Below are 21481 nucleotides of genomic sequence, written 5' to 3' on the forward strand. Positions count from 1 at the left end.
ATGCGCGGCATCAACCTCTCTGAGCTGGCGGTCAAGCATCGCGCGGTCACCTTGTTTTTGATCATCGCGATCCTGGCCGCCGGTATCTTCTCGTTCGGCAAACTGGGCCGCGCCGAAGACCCATCGTTCACCGTCAAGGTCATGACCATTACCGCCGCCTGGCCCGGCGCCACCGCCCAGGAAATGCAGGAACAGGTGGCCGACCGCCTGGAAAAGCGCCTGCAGGAACTGGACTACTACGACCGCGTGGAGACCATCGCCCAACCAGGTTTTGTGTCGATGCGCATGACATTTCTCGAATCCACGCGCCCCAGCGAGATCCAGGACCTGTTCTACCAGACCCGCAAAAAACTCAGCGATGAAGCCGCCAGACTCCCCAAGGGCGTGATCGGGCCGTTCTTCAACGATGAGTATTCCGATGTGTACTTTGCGCTGTATGCCCTGGAAGCCGAACACCTGCCCCATCGCCAACAAGTGCAGATGGCCGAGGAACTGCGCCAGGGTTTGCTCAACCTGCCGGGCGTGAAAAAGGTCAATATCCTCGGCGAGCAGGCCCAGCGCATCTTCGTCGAATTTTCCTATGAGCGGCTGGCAACCCTGGGCATCAAGCCCGATCAGATCTTCGCCGCCCTCGCCGCGCAAAACGCGGTGGCGCCGTCGGGCTTTGTGGAAACCGCCGGTGCCCGCGCCTATATCCGTATCGACGGCGCATTTGACAGCCTGGCGCTGATTGAAAACGTGCCGCTGGTGGTCAATGGCCGCGTGCTGCGCATCGCCGACGTGGCCAGCGTGAGCCGTGGCTATGAAGACCCGCCCAGCTACCGCATCCGCCACCAGGGCGACCCGGCGCTGATGCTCGGGGTGATCATGGAAAAACACTGGAACGGCTTGGAGCTGGACAAAAGCCTCCAGGCCCAGGAAGCCAGGATCCAGGCTGACCTGCCTTTGGGCGTGAACTTCGCCAAGGTCTCCGACCAAGCCAAGAACATCAGCCTGGCGGTGAATGAATTCATGCTCAAATTCTTCGTCGCCCTGGCGGTGGTGATGGTCATCAGCCTGCTGGCCCTGGGCTTTCGCGTGGGGTTGGTGGTGGCGGCTGCGGTGCCGCTGACCTTATCCATCGTGTTTGTGATCATGCTGATGACCGGCCGCGAGTTTGACCGCATCACCCTCGGTGCGCTGATCATCTCGCTGGGCTTGCTGGTGGATGACGCGATCATCGCCATTGAAATGATGGTGGTGAAACTCGAAGAAGGTTTTGATCGGATTCACGCCGCCACCTTCGCCTGGAGCTCCACCGCCGCGCCCATGCTCACCGGTACGCTGGTGACCATCATCGGTTTTCTGCCGGTGGGCTTTGCGCGGTCGGGCGCTGGGGAATACGCGGGGAATATTTTCTGGATCGTCGGCTTTGCGCTGATCTCATCCTGGCTGGTGGCGGTGGTGTTCACGCCGTATCTGGGGGTGAAGTTGCTGCCGCAGATCAAACCAGTGCCGGGTGGCCACGACGCAATTTATGCCGGGCGCTATTACCAGAAACTGCGCAACCTGGTAGACACCTGCGTGCGCCGGCGCTGGCTGGTGACCGGCCTGGTGGTCGCAGCATTTGTGCTGTGCGGGCTGGGCATGGGCGTGGTGAAGAAGCAGTTCTTCCCCAACTCCGACCGTTCCGAACTGATCCTTGAGGTGTACATGCCGCCCGGCAGTGCCTTCAAAAGCACCGAGGCGGTGGCCGCGCAGCTGGAGAAAGCCCTGCTGCAAGAGCCGCAGACATCGATGGTCGACACCTATGTGGGCGGCGGCGCTCCGCGTTTTTTCCTGTCGCTGAACCCTGAGTTGCCCGACCCGGCATTCGCCAAATTGATCGTGCAAACCCCGGACTCCCACGCCCGCGACGCCCTGAAACTGCGGATGCGCGAGCGTATCGCCGCCGGTGAGTTTCCTGCGGCGCGGGTACGTGTGACGCAGTTGTTGTTCGGCCCGCCGGTGCCGTTCCCTGTAGTGTTCCGCGTGTCCGGCCCGAACGTGGACGTGCTGCGCAGCCTGTCCGAAGACGTGCGCAAAGTGGTCGCCGCCAACCCACTGACCAAGGACGCGTTTCTCGATTGGGGCGAGCGCACCAGCAGCTATCGCCTGGTGCTGGACCAAGACCGCCTGCGCCTGCTGGGTTTCACCCCCGATGAGGTCAAGTCCCAGCTCAACGCCTTGCTCAGCGGCAACCCCATCACCGAAGTACGCGAAGGCAACCGCACCGTCTCGGTGGTCGCTCGCGCCCAGGGCAACCAGCGCGAGAACCTCGGCAACCTCAACAACATGACCCTGACCAACAGCGCCGGCACCTCGGTACCGCTGGCCCAGGTCGGGCATTTCCAGGCGGTGATGGAAGAGCCGATCCTCAAACGCCGCGACCGCGCAACCACCGTGGAAGTGCGTGCCGACATTATCGACGGCGTGCAACCACCCGATGTGGAAATGGCCGTATACAAAGACCTGCAACCGCTGATCGCCAGGCTGCCTGCCGGCTACCAGATCGACATCGGCGGCCCGGTGGAAGAAAGTGCCAAGGCCAACGTGGCCCTGGCGGCGCTGTTCCCGATCATGATCCTGCTGACCCTCACCGTGATCATGTTCCAGGTACGCTCCTTCGGCGTGATGTTCATGGTCTTCGCCACCGCGCCACTGGGCTTGATCGGCGCGGTGCCGACCTTGCTGCTGTTCAACCAGCCCTTTGGGTTCAACGCGATCCTGGGGCTGATCGGCATCGGCGGGATCCTGATGCGCAACACGCTGATCTTTACCGACCAGATCCGCCAGAACCAGGACCACGGCATGCCGATTCGCGAGGCCATCATCGAAGCCACGGTACGGCGCGCACGGCCGGTGATCCTGACCGCGCTGGCGGCCGCGTTGGCGTTCATTCCGCTGACGTTGTCGGTGTTCTGGTCGTCCCTCGCGTTTGTGCTGATCGGCGGCGTGCTGGTGGGCACCGTGTTGACGCTGTTGTTCCTGCCGGCACTGTGCAGCCTGGTACTGGGGCGTGAGAAGACAAAGGTTGTCGAAACCTCCCACATAAGCGCCGGATAAGCTCTACTCCCCTCCCCCGAGAACCTCTGCAAAGTCCCTCGCCTGAATACACAGCGCGAGGGAGTGCAGATGGTTTGTTTTGTGATGGACCAGCTTGATGGGGCCGTGTTTTGAACCCGGCCATAGGCCGGTTGGCCCTGACCCCAATGGACGTCAAGACAGTCGATATCGACGGCGTCTTGCGTGATTTTCGTGAATGCCTGAATACGTTTGACGACTGGGCCGAGCGCTTTTGGAGCTTCTCGACACTGGACGTCGAGCAGGTATTCAAGGTGGGCGATCAGGTGGCATTGGCCGCCCCCATCAATCGTTCGATTATTCCCAACAGCACCGTCGCCACGTGCCCGGTCAACGGCACCTTGACCCTGGTGCACCTGTTTCAAAGCACGCAGTTTGTGCCCATCGGCAATACGCCGGTGGTACTGCAACGCATCGACCCAAACGGTGGCCCGCTGGGCGAGCCGATCCACAAGACCATTGGCCCCAGCGGCATCCTCGAAGTCACCGAGTGTGATCGCAACCAGCAATACCGCATCAACTTCTATCCCAACGTTTCCAAGGATCACGTCAAGGCGCTGTATGCGTCTTATCAGTCGGTGATCGCGGGGTTGGACATCCGTCTGCGTGAAGCGTGGACCACTACCTTCCAGGCCCAGTGGCAAGACTATGCCGAGGCCAAGCCACTTGATCGGCGGCGCATGCTGGAAGCGGCGTTTATCAGCGGTCTCGGAAAAGCCCTCTTCAACCTGTGGGACAACGTCACGCAGTTGTATGAGCTGCTGGCGGACCTCAAGGCCAACAGCGAGAAGTTGTTGGCCTACCTCTCCCACGCCGAACTTGATGCGCTGCTGAAACTGGGCAACGAAAAGATTGCCAACGGCTTACTGGTGCTCAGCGACGAGCCGCTGCTGTTTATCTACCTGTCGGCGATAGTCAGTTGGACGCGCATGTTGCCGCCGCCGCAGATGAATGAACTGTGGGGTGAGATCACCGGCGAGGTGCTGATCAATCTGCTGTTGATGCGTGTAATGGGTGCGATGGGCATCGCAGTTCGGCTGGGGGCTCAGGTGCTGGGCTCGATCAAGTCCGCCCGGGCGCGCGAGTTATTGGAACTGCTGGCCAAGCAGATGGTAGGGCCGGGTCTGGAACCGCATGTCGCAGTGGCCAGGCCATTGCTGCTGGGCAGCGCGCCAACGCCGATCAAGACGATTCCGGTTGCGCCGTTGAAGGCTGGGGATCAGGTGGTTTCGAACCCTGTTCCGTTGGTTCGTAACAAGTCCCAGCAGACGGTATTGGTTCGGCAGGAGCATGTCGATGATGTGCCGGTCGTGGCTACGAATCCCAAGGGTGACGCGGCGACTTCGGCGGACAAAACAGCGACCAATGGCTGCCCGGTGTCGATGGTCACTGGGGAGGAATTGCTCACCCTCACCGATGGTGTTTTAGACGGGATATTGCCGTTTGAGTGGACCCGTTTGTACCGCACCAGCGCGGTGGAAGTGGATGTTGGGCTGGGGTTTGGCTGGAGTCATTCGCTGGCGCAGCGGCTTTCTGTTTCGGGCGATTCGGTGGTGTGGACCGACCATGAAAACCGCACTGTTTCGTTTCCACTGCCGACTGTTGCGCGACCGGCGATCACCAACAGCCTGGCTGAAGCGGCGATTTATTTGGGATCTTCGCCGGATGAGTTAGTGCTGGCCCAGGCCTCGCGGTTTTATCACTTTCGTGACGGGGTGCTGGTCTCGATCAGCGATGCGTATGACAACCGCCTGCGGATTTCGCGGGATGTGGTGGGGCGTATTGCACGGCTGGATAACGGCGTCGGGCGCTCGTTGTGTTTGCGCTATGAACTGGGCCGCATGGTGGCGGTGGATTACCAGGTTCAGCGGGCCAAGGGGTACGAGCCTTACGAATGGATCACGGAACAGAACGTTGTTTCCTACGCCTATGACGACGCGGGACGACTGCTTTCGGCGACCAACGCCGTCGGCGAAAGCGAGGTTTATCGGTACGACGAGCAGCACGTCATTCTGGAGCGGGGCTTGGCCGGCGGGGCGAGTTTCTTCTGGGAATGGGAACGCTCTGGCAAGGCGGCGCGGTGTGTCCGGCACTGGGCCAGTTTTTCGCAGATGGATACGCGGTATGTCTGGGAGGACAACGGCCGCGTGGTCGTGCATAACGCCGATGGCAGTCAGGAAGTGTATGTCCACGATGACCGCGCACGGCTGGTGCAGCGCATTGATCCGGACGGCGCTCAGCACTTCAAATCCTACGACGCCAAAGGCCGGCTGACGGTCGAGCAGGATCCGCTCGGGGCGGTGACGGCGTATCAGTACGACGATGCCGGACGCTTGGTGGCGGTGTTTCCGGGGGATGACGCGCCGACGTCCTACGAGCATGACAACGGCTTCGTACGGGTGGTGCGGCGTGGTGAGGCGGTTTGGAAGTACGAGCGTAACGATCAGGGCGACGTGACGCGTAGGACCGATCCCGATGGTGAGGTGACGGACTACAGCTACAACAAATACGGGCAACTGACGGGGGTTTGGTATCCCGACCACAGTTGTCATCGGCTGGTGTGGAACGAACGCGGTCAGCTCATTGAAGAGCAACTGCCCAATGGCGACACCAAGCGCTATCGCTACGATGATCTGGGCCGCCAGATTGCCCGCGAGGATGAACAAGGCGCGCTGACCCAATACCAATGGGACAGCGTCGGCCGATTGATTCGCATCGTGTTGCCAGGCGGTGCCACGCGAGAATACAGCTACAACCCCTACGGAAAAATCACCGCCGAACGCGACGAACTCGGCCACGTCACCCGCTACGAATACGCCGACGGCCTACACCTGATCAGCCGCCGCCTCAACGCCGATGGCAGCCAGGTCAACTACCGCTACGACAACGCTCGGCTGTTGCTCACCGAAATCGAAAACGAAGTCGGCGAAACCTACCGGCTCAACTACCACCCCAACGGCCTGATCCAGCAGGAAATCGGCTTTGACGGCCAGCGCACGTCATATACCTACGACCTCAACGGCAACCTGCAGGAAAAAACCGAACACGGTGATAACGGCAGTCAGCTCATTACCCGTTACGAGCGCGACCATGCCGGACGCCTTGTAAGAAAAACCCTCCCCGACGGCAACAGAGTCGATTACGCCTACGACCGCCAAGGCAACCTCCTCAGCGTCGACGACGGCCACTGGGCGCTGGCCTACGAATACGATCCACAAAACCGCCTCACCGTCGAACATCAAGGCTGGGGCACCTTGCGTTACGGCTACGACGCCTGCGGTCAACTGCAACACCTGCGCCTGCCAGACAACAACCGACTGGTGTTCAGCCACGCCAAGGGCGGCCACCTCGCCACCGTTGAACTCAACGGCGCACTGCTCACCTCGCACCTCTTCAAAGCCGGCCAGGAACACCAACGCCAACAAGGCCAACTGCTCAGCCACTACCACTACGACGACCAGCACCGCCTGCACGCCCACACCGTCACCCAGCAGGAAAATTACTTCTACCAACGCCACTACGACTACGACAAATCCGGCAACCTCACCCGCCTCAACGACACCCGCAAAGGCGAACACCACTACCGCTACGACCCACTAGGCCGCCTCACCCGCGCCGACCACTCGCAGGACCTGCAGGAACGTTTCGGCCACAACCCGGCCGGCAACCTGCTGATGCACGACCGTCCCGGCCCGGACATCGTGGCGGGCAACCGCCTGATGATCCAGGGCGACCGGCATTACGACTATGACGCCTTCGGCAACCTGATCCGTGAACGGCGTGGCAAGGGCCATCAACTCGTTACCGAGTACCGCTACGACTGCCAGCATCGCTTGATCGGTATTACACAACCCAACGGCCAGACCGCGAGCTATCGCTACGACCCATTCGGGCGACGCATCAGCAAAACCGTCAATGACATCACCACAGAGTTTTTCTGGCAAGGCGACAAACTCATCGCCGAACACCATGCGGATCGCCATCGCAGTTTTATCTATGAACCGGACAGCTTTCGGCCGCTGGCGCTGCTGGAAGGCTTCGGCCCAGACGAAACCCAGCCCTACCACTACCAACTCGACCACCTCGGCACGCCCCAGGAACTCACCACTCCAGACGGAGAAATCGTCTGGTCCGCCCATTACCGCGCCTACGGCCAAATCAGCCGACTCGACGTCGGAAAAGTCGACAACCCGCTGCGCTTCCAAGGCCAATACTTCGACCCGGAAAGCGGGCTGCACTACAACCGCCATCGCTACTACAATCCAGACATTGGTCGTTACCTGACGCCGGACCCGGTGAAGCTGGCGGGTGGGATCAACACGTATCAATACGTGCCCAATCCTACCGGATGGGTAGATCCGCTAGGGTTAAATTCCTGTCCAGGTGGGGATGGATGCAAACCCGGAAAAACCGCTCCCCCCACAACGCCAAGCGTTGATCATGGAGAACCCGCTTTACCGCAACTGACACGTGCGGAGCGACAGACAAGGATTGATGAGCTTGCAGAGGCAAACGCTTACAGACGCTTGGAAGAGATTGAACAGGTAATCCCAAGAGCACACTTTTTGGAAAAACACGGGGCACAGACAACTCGTCAATCCCAACTTGAGAGGGTGCAGACAGCCAAGAATCCAACCACTGGAGAAATTGAAAGATACGTTGGAGGGCGTAGAGCTGGGCAGCTAAAGATACCTAGTGCGGCCACTCGATATCTAAGCCACAGGGACCAGCTAAACGCCATCTATCGTGCCAAGCTTATATTTCGACGCATCAACCTTGAAACATCTCGCGAACCGATGGATATGGGAAAAATAATCGGAGAAGGCTATAAAAAAGACACGCTGGAATATGGAAAACAAAGAAAAGCCATAGTAATACTAGATACAGACGGAAACCCGATTACCGCCTATACGGAATTTTGACATGAAATACCAACCTAAACTTTCAATCCTCCGCAGCCTATTATTCACCTATAGCATTGAAAATCTTGACGACCCCGAAAGAGAGATTTTCATCGCATCCAAAAATGTAAACAATGACAAAGAACTCGTCGAGTTATTTAACAAACTTACTAAGCCAGAATTCACCTCATACGGGCACGATGAGCGCCAGTGGCATATCGACACTATCCATCATTTTCTAGAAACCGATGAAGATTTTGAATCTGTCTTCTATCTTTTCGACACTTACTTTGACGACGAAATCATTGACAAAAGACGCTTCATGAAAGTGCTTTTAGATTGTCTTAAGCTTTACGAAATTGAGGCGAGTGAAGCCCAAAAATAAAACACCACAGCATTCAATAAATAACATAGGAAAACCTATGCAGCTCAGCACAAAATTCAAATCCCATAGAGCGCAACTCGCCGTATTGAACGAGGCCACAACTAGGGTTTGTCTGAAAAGTCAGCCCGCAAGCATTTCTCGATACAGGCCAGTGTAACCATGGCTTTGAAGCTGCTCGCCAGTTTTTCGTATCGCGTACAGAGCCGACGTTTTTCTTTGAGCCAACTGAACAGCCGTTCGATCACGTTGCGCTTTTTATATTGTGGCCTGTCGAACAGTCGAGGCAGGTCTGGTCGAGGCTTGCGATGCATCTTGCGCAAGGGAATGATCGGCTGCATGCCGTAGCGGTCACAGTACTGACGCAGTATCTGGCTGTCATAGCCCTTGTCCGCCAGTACACATCGGCAACGCTTACGCGGACGACCCTTGCTGCCTGGCAGGCTGATCTGTTCCAGTAGCGGCATGAAATAGCGCGAGTCGGCTTCTTGACCGGGCGACAACATGACAGCCAGGGGGAAGCCATGGCTGTCGCAGGCGAGATGTATTTTGGTGGTCAATCCGCCTCGGCTACGGCCTAGGCAGTGGTGTTGCGGTTCTTGCGGGCCCCTTTTTTTCCAGCACCGCTGGCCGCTCGGGTAGCTCGAATCGATGTCGAATCGACCATCTAGGTATTCAGATCGATAAAGCCATCTTCGCACAAACGAAGGTGTAAATGGCGCAGAACCTGCTCAAAAGTGCCGTTGTCACGCCATTGTCGGAAACGCTGGTAAACGGTCTTCCAAGGCCCAAAGCGCTCTGGAAGATCTCGCCATTTGGCACCAGAGCACAAAATCCAGAAGATTCCGTTAAGCATCTGGCGGTCATCGCGCCTTGGCCGCCCCATGTGTTGAGGAGGAGAAACGATGGCTTCGATCATCGCCCAACGCTCAGATGAAATTTCATAGCGGCCTGTCATGACGGCCCTCTTGGCAATCAGAGGGCATCATTTTAGCCAAAGAGACTTTTCAGACAAATCATAATAGATTTCCTAATATATTTTTTCTTCAGACGTTCTTCATTCACTTTTGATAACGTAACTATTGTGAAAATTCTCCTAATCGAAGACGACCTGGATCTCGGCAATGGCGTTCGTATCGCACTTGCAGATCAAGGGTTAGATGTCATATGGGTTCGCCGAAAAGTAGATGCGTTGCATCAGCTCGATGTCTGCGTGCCAGAACTTGTGCTACTCGACCTCGGACTGCCCGACGGTGACGGCATGAGCCTGGTAGCATGCTTACGTCAGCAGTTCAGGGGGATCCCCGTCATCATCCTGACTGCAAGAGGCACTCTGCAAGATCGCCTGTGTGGGCTCGATGCGGGTGCAGACGACTATCTGGTAAAACCATTTGTTCTCGCCGAGTTGTTGGCTAGGGTGAGAGCACTGGCCCGACGCAGTTACGGTTTTCAAAATGAGGTGATAGAAATTCGAGGATTATTTCTTCATATGCCGACTCGTCGCGTGACAGTTAGTGGACGTAATGTTGATTTAACGGCAAGTGAATACGCCCTGCTTGAAATTTTAATGATGCGCGCTGACCGCGTGCTTACACGACGTTTTCTGGAGGAAAGGCTATTCGGCGCGAAAGAAAATATGAGTAATCCGCTGGATGTGCATATGGGAAATTTGCGTCGCAAAATCGGCGAAGGCTATGTGCGAACGGTGCGGGGTGTGGGGTATGTCATTGATACCGCTACAATTCAGAAAGGGATTGGTTGATGCGAAATTTTTGGCTCAACTTGAAAACTCCAACGCTTGTAAGACGAATTATACTCGCCCAGATGCTACTACTTACACTGCTTTGGTGTCTTTTTCTGACCTACATTTTGTGGGAGAACTTGCGAAGCCCCTCTATGCTCACGGGTAGCAATACTTACGAAACCATTCTTACATTAGTTAAGCGCATGGATGATCGCCCGCAGGACCTCACTACCGTGCTGGAAAAGTTCAGCGAAGCATTGCAGGAAGGTTATGGCGGAGGTGAAGATCCCAAACTGTCAATCAGCCTCATTGTTCGTAAGAATAGAAAGATAATTTATTCATCTGATGGTGCTCCGACAGGAGTAACAAATAGCAGGTATGGAGAAATTCAGAGCATTCAGAGTGAGGGGCGCAGCTGGAATAGCCGTACTCTCAAATCAGGGAACTCCGACGCGGAGGTAACACTTATTACCCCTGCCGGAGGCTGGAACTTCTTCATATACCTGAACTCTCGTGGATACTACATATTGCCGCTGCTGGTGTGCATTCCTTTTCTTTTTTTCCCGCATGGCTATCAGTCCGTATTGCAATGCGCCCTTGGAGCAAGGTGATAAATGGTATTTCTTTGCGAACTTTAGAAGATCTCTCCCCCTTAAAAGAAGGACCAAAGCAGATAGAGCTTCGCCAAATGGTGGACGCGACTAATCTATTTCTTGCCAGAGTGCGAGCAAGTTCTGAGAGGGAACGGGTTTTCATTGCAGATGCCGCTCATGAGCTGCGTACTCCCCTGGCTGCAATGCGAATCAATGTTGAGGCTTTGCAGTCCTATGTAAGCAGCACTAATCAACAGGAGCTGCTTGCAGGGATTATTCGCAGCAATAGCCGTGCTGCGCGTCTCGTCAATCAGTTATTGCTGCTGATGCATAGCGAAGCAAGCATCGACACTGTTATGGAGGCTGTGCCGCTGACGACCCTCATACAAGAGCAAATGGCTGCGCTGGCCCCCCTAGCGGCTGAGCGTAGGATTGAACTTGAATTCTACTCTGATGGTGAAAGCTGTATCAATGGCATCAGGGAACGCCTTATGTCGCTGATTGATAACTTAATTGAAAATGCCGTGAAGTACAGCCCTGAGGGCGGACGCGTTGAGGTAGATGTGCGATCACTTGATAAATCTACTCAGCTACGTGTCTCAGATGCAGGCCCTGGCATTCCATTTGAATTAAGGGCGCGAGTCTTCGATAGGTTTTTTCGCGAGCCCAATCAAATGCAAAGCGGCAGCGGACTGGGGCTCGCAATAGTCAAAGCGGTTGCACTGCAGCACAACAGCAACGTATGGCTAAGTACATCTGCAGAGGGTGGACTCCTGGCGACTGTTGATTTTCCAAAACACAATTCCGACTGAAAAAGCATGATTTGATGCCTGCCCGGCGGAGGGCCCATACCAGAACAATGGAGTTGAAATTGAAATATTTATCCTTGCCTATACTATTCTTTTCTATCTCAATCAGCGGGTGCGCTATAACCGTCAGCGAATTAAAAAGTAGTCATTCATCTTATGACGGCAGCTTCACTAGCGAGAAGACGCCCTCCGATACTTATCGAAACTTAAGACTAATGGCAAGACAATGCCTGGAACATGAGACATATACAGGAAAGCCGGTCATCGTATTAAGCGAGTTTAGCGATGAGCGCAGTGAAGGTGAGATCAATCAAAAGCTCCTTTCGGAAGGACTGTTGATTAACAACGCCCTAATTGAAATAGAAAGACATGATGCGAACAAAGCACAGGTCAGGTTGTACACAACAAAGAACATCTTGAGTGTCGGTGCTAGATCGCCGAAGATAAGTGATATCAAGCGCTGGGCTGACGGCGATATAAATTGCGCTAACGAACTCTAGTTCATGCCGTGAGTACTCCAAGTACTATTGGAAAAATCCCGCATAATTGTTCAATCTGCTTTTATAGGTCAACGGCGACATATGCAATGAGCCGTTTGCCAGTCGCCTGCATAGAGTCGATGCAGCGAGGAGCCGACTTGTCGCTTAGGAGTAGTGGGCCTAAATGTAGGTAGCATTCTATGGTTGGGTGTTTGAATGCATCAGGGTATCGGACGGAGCCGTAAAGCTTGATCGCAATATGCTCTGAATAATGGTGACCGATTGGCCAAGTGTCGGTAGGCGTGGCCATGCTGAAAGACCATTGTTGGCGCTGGAGCGAGATTGATCCAGTTGCTGATATTTAGCTGACCCGGGCTGTTGTGACGTAAACGATCATTGGCTCTGGGTAATTCGCGAGCTGACCGGGTAAGCGTCCCGTCCGCAACAGGGGCAATCCGTCATCAGCGGTCACAAACAGTCTTCCAAGGCCCAAAGCGCTCTGGAAGATCCCGCCATTTGGCGCCCGAGCACAATATCCAGAAGATACCGTTAAGCATCTGACGGTCATCGCGCCTTGGGCGTCCCATGCGTTGAGGAGGGGAACGATGGATTCGATCATCGCCCAACGTGCAGATGAGATTTCATATCGGCCTGCCATAACGGCCCTCCCAGCAACCAGAGCACGTCATCTTAGCCAAAGCGACTTTTCAGACAAACCCTAGAACCTCCCGCAACCTGCCCCCTTTCACCGGAGAGGATTACTATGGCAACCCCATAGTCAGAGTAGTAAAGCAAGGCTGTGGATTAGGCTATATACCCAACCCGAAGGACCTGAACAATCCCATACTCGATGAGAACATGGACGCCGCAATCGCGAAATTTGATCGAGAAACTAAAAAACTCTATACCGTATTTCCAGTGAGCAACGACCAATGCTAAAGCACCCATTCCTAGACGTACCCTACGAACCCAAGCTTCGGTATTTTCTCGGCCCGTTCGATATCTATGACCGTGAAGAAACTTTGGGTGAGGAGTTTGCAGGCTACGACATCAACAATGATGCCGACAGAGAGCAGTTAATCAAGAAATATATAATTGATAAAAGCGCAGACTTAAATTATCGGCATCGAAAATCTCTATTCGATATTCTGGACGCCGCGCTTAATGACGAGAATTATGACTTCTCCCAAGTACTAGTCCAAGCTCCCGGCTATTACTGCACTCTGCCTTGGGGATGGGGTGATATGGATAATCCAAGAGGCTTTTTCGAAGAAATTTACAGACTGACGCAGGCGGGCTGGAAAGAAGATTTCCAAAAAGCCAGCCTCGAAGATCCAGCAACGTGGTAGCAACACTCCTACACCCACAATCCCCTGTAGTGAGCGAGCTTGCTCGCGCTGGGCCGCGAAGCGGCCCCCCGTCAGGGCGATACGGTGTATCGGTTCAATCAGCGATGTCAGGTTTGGGGCTGCTTCGCAGCCCAGCGCAGGGCAAGCCTGCTCACCACAGGGCCTGCTCACCACAAAGGCTCACTCATCAGCGTGAGCCCGGCCTGATTTCGAATCACCGCGTCGAAAGCTCCATAATCATCCGGCTAAGCAGGTAAACCCGCGGCACCACGCTCTCCACCTCCGCATACTCTTCGGGCGTATGAATATTGCCGCCCACAATCCCAAACCCATCCAACGTCGGCGTCCCTACCCCGGCCGACAGGCTCGCATCCGCCGCGCCGCCGCTGCCTTCAATGGTCAATGTCTTGCCCAATTCCCCATAAATCCCTTGGGCAATCGCAACCAATTTGTCCGACTCGGGCGTTTGCGGCATCGGTGGCAGGCCGCGCTTGAGGCTGGTGGTCACTTCGGTGTCCGGGATCAGTTTGTTCGCTGACACGCGCACCAGGTCTTTTTCGATGCGATCAAACTCTTCCGGCAATGCCGCGCGCACATCCGCCTTGGCCGTGGCTTGGTCAGGAATCACGTTGGTGCGGTCGCCGGCCTTGATCACGGTGAAGTTGATGGTGGTTTTCTTCTCTTCATCGCCCAACTTGCCCAATTGCAGGATCTGGTGCGCGGCTTCCATGGCGGCGTTGCGCCCCAGTGCCGGGGCGACACCGGCGTGGGCGGCTTTGCCTTTGACTTCAACCACTGCGGTGGCGCTGCCTTTGCGCCACACCACCAGGCCGTCGGCCGGGCGGCCGGGTTCGAGGTTCAGGGTCACGTCGTGAGCCTTGGCGGTGTTGCGGATCAGTTCGGAGGCGATGTCGGAGCCGGTTTCTTCGCTGGCGTCGAGCAGGAAGGTGATCTGTGCGTAGTCTGTGAAACCCTGGCTTTTCAGGACTTTGAGCGCATAGATGCCGGCAACGATGCCGCCCTTGTCATCCATCACGCCCGGGCCGTAGGCGCGGCCGTCCTTGATATGGAACGGGCGCTCGGCGGCGGAGCCTTCCTTGAATACCGTGTCCATGTGCGCCATCAACAGGATTCTGGCCTTGCCGGTGCCCTTGAGGGTGGCGATTACATGGTTGCTGTTGGCGGCGGCGTCCGGCACGCGTTCGATACTGAAGCCCAACTGCTTCAACTCATCTACGGCGATGTCGCTGACCTGGGTCAGGCCCGGCCCGTAGCCGGAGCCCGAATCGATATTGACCAGACGCTCCAGCAGTTTCAACGCCTCGGCCTTGTACTGCTCGGCGTGCGCCTGGATCTGCTTGTGGGGTTCGGCGCTGTAGGCCGGGAGTGCGAAGGGCAAGGCCAGGGTGGCGGCCAGAAGGGTACGCGGGAAGATGAAGCGCATAAACCGATCCTTGTTTGGTGTAGGGGCCGCCACACCCTACCCCACTAGACAGACCGCAACCAAGCCCCCTGGACCGCGCTGACGCGGTTGCGCCCGCTGCTTTTGGCTTCATACAAGGCCAGGTCGGCGTCGTTGAGCCAACCGGTGGAATCGGCGTGCCCGGGTTGATACGGCGCCAGGCCGATGCTCAAACTGGCGCGCAAGGCCGGGTCCTGGGCATAGGCCAACGCGTTGAAGCGATCGCGCAACGCCTCCATCACGTCGGTGGCGTGGTTGAGCGGCATGCCCGGCAGGATCACACAAAACTCATCGCCGCCGTAGCGCCCGGCCAGGTCCGTGACGCGCAGGTTCTGGCGCAATATTTTGCCCAGTTGACGCAGCACGATGTCGCCGGTGACGTGGCCGTAGGTGTCGTTGATCAGCTTGAAATGGTCGATGTCGATCAGCGCAATCGTCGCGCCCTGATGATCGCGACGGCAGCGTTGGAATTCAATTTCCAGGTGATCTTTCCACGCGCCATGGTTGAGCAGGCCAGACAAACTGTCGGTGCGGCTCAGGGCCAGCAATTCGCGTTTATGGCGCGCCAGGGTCACGGCCTGGCGATAGCAGATCCAGCCGAGCGCCAACGGGTACAGCATTAGAATCGGCAAGCAGGCATACAACTGCGCCTGTGTGGTCAAGGCCATGAACGCCGGAGCGAAGATCAGCAGCGCCGTGCCGATGCCCAGGGTCTGCGCCATTAAGCCGGCGAACATGAAGCGCGGCCCACCGATGGCGACATTGTTCATGGTCATCATCGACAAGGTGGTGACACTCGGCAGCGGGTTGAAATGCATCGCGCCCACCCAGAACCCGCCGCAAAACGAATCGAACAACAGGTTGCGGCGCTCACTGCGCAGTGCCTGGGTGGTGCGCAAAGACAGCTGGAAGGCCAGATGAGGCCAGGCAAAGGCGTTGATCACCATCCACGCCCAGACCCACATGGGAGGATTGAGCGGGTACATGCCAAATACTACGCACACAAAACCGAGCGTCAGCCCCAGGGAGCGGGATTTGTAGAGGCGCAAAGCGAGCGGAAGTCCTTTTCCTCCGTTGGCTGGCATGGTGGGGTGTCATCCAGGAAGAATACTCGGAGTCTATCAGCATACGGGCATATCGCCACCATCGCTCGTGCGCCCTTCGTCCAAAACACTCAGTGGGAAAACCCGCGCGCCAGCATCAACGCCACCCCCAACAGCAACACGGCCGCGATCCGCTGCAACAGCACCCGGCGCCTGGGGGTTTCCAGCACATGCTTGATGCGCTGGCCGAAATAGCAATACAGGCACCCACTGGCGAATTGCAGCAGCAGAAAGGTCGCCCCGAGGATGGCGATGTCGGCCGCCGAACTCTGCTCCCCTGCCCCGGCGAACTGCGGGAACACGGCACTGAACATGATGAGGGCCTTGGGGTTGGAAAACCCGGTCAACAAGCCCTTGCCGAACAGGCTGCGCGAACCCTGTGCGGCAGCGCCCTGGTCGATCGACACACCGCTGCTGGTCCACTGTTTGTAGGCCAGGTACAGAATGTAGGCCACGCCGACGAACTGGATGCCCTGGGCGATGGCGACGTTACCCTTGATCAATTCCGAGAAGCCCACGGCAAAGATCAGGATTGAAATCAGGTACGACACACTGGCGCCGATCTGCGCCGGGATCGACCTGCGCAGGCCGTCCTTCAAACCCAGGCTCAGCAGCAACAGGGTCATGGGGCCGGGGCTGAAGGTCATGGTGGCGCAAAACAGCAGGAAATAGAGAAACGAAGACAGCGTTAACGCACTTGTCATGGCCTGTGACCTAGGGAAACGGAGCGTGCAGTCTAGGCAAGCAGCATTGCGCAAGGCAGGTAAAGTAATGCCTAATCCGGCCATACTTCACCGGTAAAATCACCGGCAAACACAAGGAAGATTTATGTTTGTATCCGCTATTGCCTTCGTGGAAGGCACGCCGAAGGTGCAGCAGATCGTCGAAGCGTTCAGCCAGGCCATCGAGCACGGCGAATGGGCACCCGGCAGCAAGTTGCCCTCGGTGCGTGAACTGGCCCAGACCCTGGGCGTCAGCAAGTTCACCCTCAACGAAGCGCTGGACCGCCTGCGCGGGCGCAACCTGCTCACCTCAAGCCAGGGCCGTGGTCACTTTGTGACGATGGACAGCCCACGTCCGGCGTCGGTGGCGTGGGTCGAGCTGCTGCCCCAGGACCTGCTCAGCGTATTGCGCCGCCCATTGGCCACCGCCGATGGCGACCTGCGCCCCGGCGGCGGCCATCTGCCGGAAGCATGGCTGGACGCCGAGCCCCTGCGCCAGGCGATGCGCAGCGTGGTGCGCGCGCCGTCGCTGCGCATCGCCGGGCTGGGCACGCCGGCGGGCTTCCTGCCATTGCGCCAGGCCCTGCAACAGAAGCTGCATGGCGAAGGCTTGTCGGTGCCGGTGGAACAGGTCATCACCACCCCCAACACCGTGCAGGGCCTGGACATGCTGATGCGTCTGCTCGTAAGGCCCGGCGACACGGTACTGCTGGACGCGCCGTGCTATTTCAACTTCCACGCCAACCTGGCCTTGCATGGCGTCAAGGTGGTGAGCATTCAGCGCCGTCCCGACGGCTTGGACTTCGCCGCGCTTGAACACCTGCTGGCCGAGCACCGCCCCGGCCTGTACCTGACCACCAGCGTGCTGCAAAACCCCACGGGCCATTCCTTCAGCCCCAGCCAGGCGTTTCGCCTGTTGCAACTGACCCAGCAGTACCACTGCCATATCGTCGAGGATGACCTCTACGGCGACCTGCACCCCAACCCACCGCCACGCCTGGCCGCCATCGCCGGCCTGGACCACGTCACCTACCTGTCGGGTTTCTCCAAGATCCTCAGCGCCAACACCCGCGTCAGCTACGTGGTGGCCGCGCCACAGTTGGCGGCCAACCTCACCAACATGAAGTTGATGAGCGGCGGCGTGACCTCGGAGCTGTTCGAGCACATTGTGTATCGCATGCTCAGCGAAGGCAGCTACGCCAGGCATCGCAAGCGCATGGTCCAGCGTTTGATGGAGGCTGGCGGGCGCGTCGAACAATGGCTCAGGCGCTGTGGCTGCGAACTGCCGATGGCCTACGAAGGCGGGATGTTTATCTGGGCGCGCCTGCCGCCGGGGGTGGACGGCGAGTGGCTGGCCCAGGAGGCGTTGAAACGCGGCATGGTCCTGGCGCCGGGTGCGCTCTTCGGCTACGACACGGCCCATCGCGATTCGATGCGTTTCAATGTGGCCCATAGTGATGAGCCACGGGTGCAGCAAGTGTTTGAAGCGCTGCTCAAGGCCACCCGCCTCGCGGGCTGCTCAGCGTCGATGGGCCAATGAATGCACACAACGATCGCCCAGGCTTTGCACGCCTTGCACCAGCAGCACCAGCACGATCACCGTGACCACCATGATCTGGTTATTGAAGCGCTGGTAACCATAGCGAATCGCCAGGTCACCCAGCCCACCGCCGCCGATCACCCCGGCCATGGATGAAAAACCGATCAGCATCACCAGGGTCAAGGTCACCCCGGCGACCAGCGCCGGCAAGGCCTCGGGCAACAACACCTTGAGAATCACATGGCGGATATCCCCGCCCATGGCCACGATGGCTTCGATGCGGCCCTTGTCCACTTCGTCCAGCGCGGTTTCGACAATTCGCGCAAAGAACGGAAAGGCGCCGATGGTGATCGGCACCACGGCGGCGGTGCTGCCCAGGGTGGTGCCGACGATCAAGCGGGTCAGCGGGATCAGTGCGATCAACAGCACCACAAAGGGCAATGAACGCCCCAGGTTGATCACCGCGCCCACCGCCCGATTGAGGCGGGGCAGCGGCAATAAGCCATCGCGTCGACTGATAAACAGCAGCACGCCCAGGGGCAGGCCGATCAGCAAGGTGAAGAGCCCGGCCAGCAGCACCATGTATAAGGTTTCGCCGGTGGCGTTGAGCAGCAATTGCAGGATGTCGTTCCAATCGGTCTTCATACGGCCCTCACCACGTGCAGGCTGTGGCCCAGCGAACGGCCCAGGCGCGACGACGGGTCGCTCTGCAGTTGCAGCAACGTGCCGCTTTCCACTACGCGGCCGTCGGCCAGGGACACCGCGCTGTCGCAGATCGCCTTGACCACCTCCAGCTCGTGGGTGATCAACACGATGGTCACGCCCAGTTGCCGATTGATGTCGCGCAGCAGTTCAAGGATCGACGCCGTCGTCTCCGGGTCCAGCGCGCTGGTGGCTTCATCCGACAGCAGGTACGCGGGCCGCGCGGCCAAGGCGCGGGCGATGCCTACGCGCTGTTTCTGCCCGCCCGATAACTGCGAGGGAAACGCCTGGGCCTTGTCGCTGAGCCCCACCAGTGCCAACAACTGCGACACCCGCGCCGCGCGCTCGGCCTTGGGCACATTGGCGATCTCCAGCGGCACCGCCACGTTATCCGCCACATTGCGCGAATGCAGCAGGTTGAAACCCTGGAAGATCATGCCGATACGCTGGCGGTGCTGGCGCAGCTGTTTGTCGTTCAGCCGGGTCAGGTCCTGGCCATCCAGCAGGATACGCCCGGACGTCGGTCGCTCCAGCAGGTTCAAGCAGCGCAGCAAGGTACTTTTACCCGCGCCGCTGCGCCCGACAATGCCGAAGATCGCCCCATCGGCGATCTGCAACGACACGTTATCCAATGCCGCCGGCTGGCCGTTTGCGTAGGTTTTGCTGACGCCCTCGACAACGATCATTCGACCGCCACCGGGATCACAGAGCCGGCGTATTTCTCACTGATGAACTTGGCCAGTTCCGGTGAGCGCAAGTCCTTGGCCAACTGCCGAATACGCGGGTCATCCGCCAGCTTGGGGGTTGTGACGAGGATATTCGCATACGGGTTGCCCTTGGCCTGCTCCAGGCCCAACGCATCCTTGGCCGGTTCGAGCCCGGCTTCCAGGGCGAAGTTGCCGTTGATCACCGCAAGGTCCACATCGTCCAAGGCCCGGGGAATTTGCGGGGATTCAATTTCCAGAATCTTCAGGTGCCTGGGGTTTTCGGCGATGTCCTTGGGCGTGGCCTGTTCCTTGGCGGCGTCATTGAAGCCGGGTTTGAGTTTGATCAAACCGTTGGCTTGCAACAGGTACAGCGCGCGGCTGAGGTTGGTGACGTTATTCGGGACGGCGACGGTGCCCTTGTCCGGCACTTGAGCGAAGCGGGTGTGCCGACGCGAATAAATACCCAACGGCTCGATATGCACCGTGGCCGCCACGGCGAACTTCTGGCCGAGGGCCTGTTCCTGGGAGTGAAGGTACGGCAGGTGCTGGAAGTAATTGGCGTCGACATCACCGTGGGCGAGCAACTCGTTGGAATTCACGCCGCTGGGGATCTCGATGATCTTCAGCTTCAGGCTCGGGTCGAGCTTTTGTACGTATTCGAGGATCTGCGCATGGGGAATCGGATCAGCGGCCACGCGCAACGCGTCGGCGGCCGACACGCTGAAGGAGGCCAGCAATGCCGCCAGGGTAAGGGTGGTGGTTTTCAACATCGGTGATCTCCTGATCAGGCGGACAGTGCTTCGGGCAACGTGGCGTCGGCGTAGAAACGTTGAGCCACATCGGGGTGGGAACGCAGGCGCCCCTTGAGGTAGTTCCAGCCCACATCGCGCAGCAATGGGTTGCGCGGGTCGCTCTCGGGGCCATGGGCATCGCGCAGCAACTCGGGCGCCAATTGGTATACCGGCACCACCGCGTCCAGTTGCGCCCCGAGGAAAAACGCCAGCGACAACCGCTCGCTGCCCACCGGCGGCGACACCACGCGGTGAACGGTCGCGCGCAGGTAGCCATTGCTGGCCAGTTCAAGCAGTTCGCCGATATTCACCACCAGCGTGTCGGGGCGCGGCACCGCATCAATCCAACGGCCCTCCTCCACTTCCACCTGCAAACCGGCCTGCTGGTCTTGCAGCAAAAAGCTCAGGAACCCGGAGTCCTTGTGCGCGCCGACGCCCTGGCGACTTTGCTGCGCATGACGGCCGGGGTAGCGGATCAGCTTGATATGTTCGTTGGGTTTGTCGCCATACAGCGCATCAAAGGCGTTTTCCGGCAGGGACAGGGCCTGGGCGAACGCGCGTAGCAGGCGCAGGGCCATTTGCGTCATCGCCTGCTGCCAGCCGAGCACCAGGGGTTTGAGTTGTGGCAGAGCCGGCGGCCATTGGTTGGGGCCTTGCAAGCGTGCCCAGGCGGCCGGGTATTGCGCGGCGGGCAAGGGCTCGCGCTCGGCGCCGACGTCGAATTGTTCGCGCAGGTCGGGCTGGCCTCGGGTGATCTCCGAGGCGGCGCGGTTGTAGCCGCGAAAGTGGGGGGAGTTAAGCATGCCCACCGCCCGTTTATCGGCCTCGGGCAAGGCAAAAAACGCGCGTGCCTGTTGCTGCACCTGGGCCAGCAAGTCACGGTCGATGCCATGCCCGGTGAGGTAGAAAAAGCCGATATGGCGCGCCGCCAGACGCAACTCATCGAGAAACTGCCGACGCTGCTGCGGGCTGCCGTCGAGCTGCGCCAGGTCCAACAGCGGCAAGGCGGTAATTGACTGTACGTGGGCCATCGGCGGCTCGCTCCTTGAATAACATCCTGGGGAAGCGTCCAAGCTAAACGATCTTAAAAACCGC

16 protein-coding genes and 2 pseudogenes are annotated in these 21481 nt (G+C 58.2%); 9 read left to right on the forward strand and 9 right to left on the reverse strand.

Going from position 1 to position 21481, the window contains the following annotated elements; translation table 11 throughout:
* The 3 genes from AB4O23_RS19460 (at position 1) to AB4O23_RS19470 (ending at position 8388) form a co-directional block, all read left to right on the forward strand.
* Complete coding sequence (locus AB4O23_RS19460) at positions 1-3084, forward strand: efflux RND transporter permease subunit (RefSeq protein WP_460060293.1); 3084 nt, start codon at positions 1-3, stop codon at positions 3082-3084.
* Between the two features lie 146 nt (positions 3085-3230).
* Positions 3231-8024 carry an RHS repeat-associated core domain-containing protein gene (locus AB4O23_RS19465; protein ID WP_460084589.1) on the forward strand — a complete coding sequence of 1598 codons (4794 nt, stop codon included), beginning with the start codon at positions 3231-3233 and terminating at the stop codon, positions 8022-8024.
* Position 8025: 1 nt separating this feature from the next.
* The gene (locus AB4O23_RS19470; RefSeq protein ID WP_078824489.1) at positions 8026-8388 is read left to right on the forward strand and encodes a hypothetical protein; all 363 of its coding nucleotides are present in this window, start codon (positions 8026-8028) and stop codon (positions 8386-8388) included.
* 101 nt (positions 8389-8489) lie between these two features.
* Here the strand turns inward: AB4O23_RS19470 and AB4O23_RS19475 are convergent.
* Positions 8490-9343, reverse strand: a pseudogene (locus tag AB4O23_RS19475) (IS5 family transposase).
* 126 nt (positions 9344-9469) lie between these two features.
* Between AB4O23_RS19475 and AB4O23_RS19480 the strand changes: the two are divergent.
* The 4 genes from AB4O23_RS19480 to AB4O23_RS19495 all read left to right on the forward strand — a co-directional run bounded on the left by AB4O23_RS19480 (position 9470) and on the right by AB4O23_RS19495 (position 12031).
* Complete coding sequence (locus tag AB4O23_RS19480; protein ID WP_017530590.1) at positions 9470-10147, forward strand: response regulator; 678 nt, start codon at positions 9470-9472, stop codon at positions 10145-10147.
* Positions 10148-10281: 134 nt separating this feature from the next.
* Positions 10282-10740, forward strand: a complete 459-nt coding sequence (locus AB4O23_RS19485) for a hypothetical protein (RefSeq protein WP_460069304.1) — start codon at positions 10282-10284, stop codon at positions 10738-10740.
* 14 nt (positions 10741-10754) lie between these two features.
* Positions 10755-11534: a sensor histidine kinase gene (locus AB4O23_RS19490; RefSeq protein ID WP_460084586.1), complete on the forward strand. Its 780-nt coding sequence runs from the start codon at positions 10755-10757 to the stop codon at positions 11532-11534.
* A 59-nt stretch (positions 11535-11593) separates the two neighbouring features.
* Positions 11594-12031 carry a hypothetical protein gene (locus tag AB4O23_RS19495; RefSeq protein WP_206665934.1) on the forward strand — a complete coding sequence of 146 codons (438 nt, stop codon included), beginning with the start codon at positions 11594-11596 and terminating at the stop codon, positions 12029-12031.
* A gap of 443 nt (positions 12032-12474) precedes the next feature.
* Here the strand turns inward: AB4O23_RS19495 and AB4O23_RS19500 are convergent.
* Positions 12475-12668: pseudogene (locus tag AB4O23_RS19500) on the reverse strand (transposase); the annotation flags it as partial.
* 274 nt (positions 12669-12942) lie between these two features.
* On the opposite strand from AB4O23_RS19500, the gene AB4O23_RS19505 reads away from it, so the two are divergent.
* Positions 12943-13359, forward strand: a complete 417-nt coding sequence (locus tag AB4O23_RS19505) for a hypothetical protein (protein ID WP_078824488.1) — start codon at positions 12943-12945, stop codon at positions 13357-13359.
* 214 nt (positions 13360-13573) lie between these two features.
* Here AB4O23_RS19505 and AB4O23_RS19510 read toward each other — a convergent pair whose 3' ends face one another.
* The 3 genes from AB4O23_RS19510 to AB4O23_RS19520 all read right to left on the reverse strand — a co-directional run bounded on the left by AB4O23_RS19510 (position 13574) and on the right by AB4O23_RS19520 (position 16628).
* Positions 13574-14803, reverse strand: a complete 1230-nt coding sequence (locus AB4O23_RS19510; RefSeq protein ID WP_068937869.1) for a M20/M25/M40 family metallo-hydrolase — start codon at positions 14801-14803, stop codon at positions 13574-13576.
* 44 nt (positions 14804-14847) lie between these two features.
* Positions 14848-15906 carry a diguanylate cyclase gene (locus AB4O23_RS19515; RefSeq protein WP_017530716.1) on the reverse strand — a complete coding sequence of 353 codons (1059 nt, stop codon included), beginning with the start codon at positions 15904-15906 and terminating at the stop codon, positions 14848-14850.
* Between the two features lie 89 nt (positions 15907-15995).
* On the reverse strand, positions 15996-16628 hold the full coding sequence (locus AB4O23_RS19520; RefSeq protein WP_017530715.1) for a LysE family translocator: 633 nt from the start codon (positions 16626-16628) through the stop codon (positions 15996-15998).
* Between the two features lie 124 nt (positions 16629-16752).
* Here AB4O23_RS19520 and AB4O23_RS19525 point away from each other — a divergent pair, with 124 nt between their 5' ends.
* Complete coding sequence (locus tag AB4O23_RS19525; RefSeq protein ID WP_460069296.1) at positions 16753-18186, forward strand: aminotransferase-like domain-containing protein; 1434 nt, start codon at positions 16753-16755, stop codon at positions 18184-18186.
* Here AB4O23_RS19525 and AB4O23_RS19530 read toward each other — a convergent pair.
* The 4 genes from AB4O23_RS19530 to AB4O23_RS19545 are packed head-to-tail and all read right to left on the reverse strand — an operon-like array spanning position 18166 to position 21417.
* Complete coding sequence (locus tag AB4O23_RS19530; RefSeq protein WP_017530713.1) at positions 18166-18831, reverse strand: methionine ABC transporter permease; 666 nt, start codon at positions 18829-18831, stop codon at positions 18166-18168. The genes AB4O23_RS19525 and AB4O23_RS19530 overlap by 21 nt on opposite strands.
* Positions 18828-19574 (reverse strand): methionine ABC transporter ATP-binding protein, encoded by a 747-nt coding sequence (locus tag AB4O23_RS19535; protein WP_135197019.1) that lies wholly within the window; start codon positions 19572-19574, stop codon positions 18828-18830. The genes AB4O23_RS19530 and AB4O23_RS19535 overlap by 4 nt, the downstream gene beginning before the upstream one ends.
* Positions 19571-20365 carry a MetQ/NlpA family ABC transporter substrate-binding protein gene (locus AB4O23_RS19540; RefSeq protein ID WP_017530711.1) on the reverse strand — a complete coding sequence of 265 codons (795 nt, stop codon included), beginning with the start codon at positions 20363-20365 and terminating at the stop codon, positions 19571-19573. Before AB4O23_RS19540 ends, AB4O23_RS19535 begins: the two co-directional genes overlap by 4 nt.
* Before the next feature lie 14 nt (positions 20366-20379).
* Complete coding sequence (locus tag AB4O23_RS19545) at positions 20380-21417, reverse strand: isopenicillin N synthase family dioxygenase (RefSeq protein ID WP_017530710.1); 1038 nt, start codon at positions 21415-21417, stop codon at positions 20380-20382.
* Positions 21418-21481 lie beyond the last annotated feature (64 nt).

This window comes from Pseudomonas sp. H2_A10, from assembly GCF_054680085.1.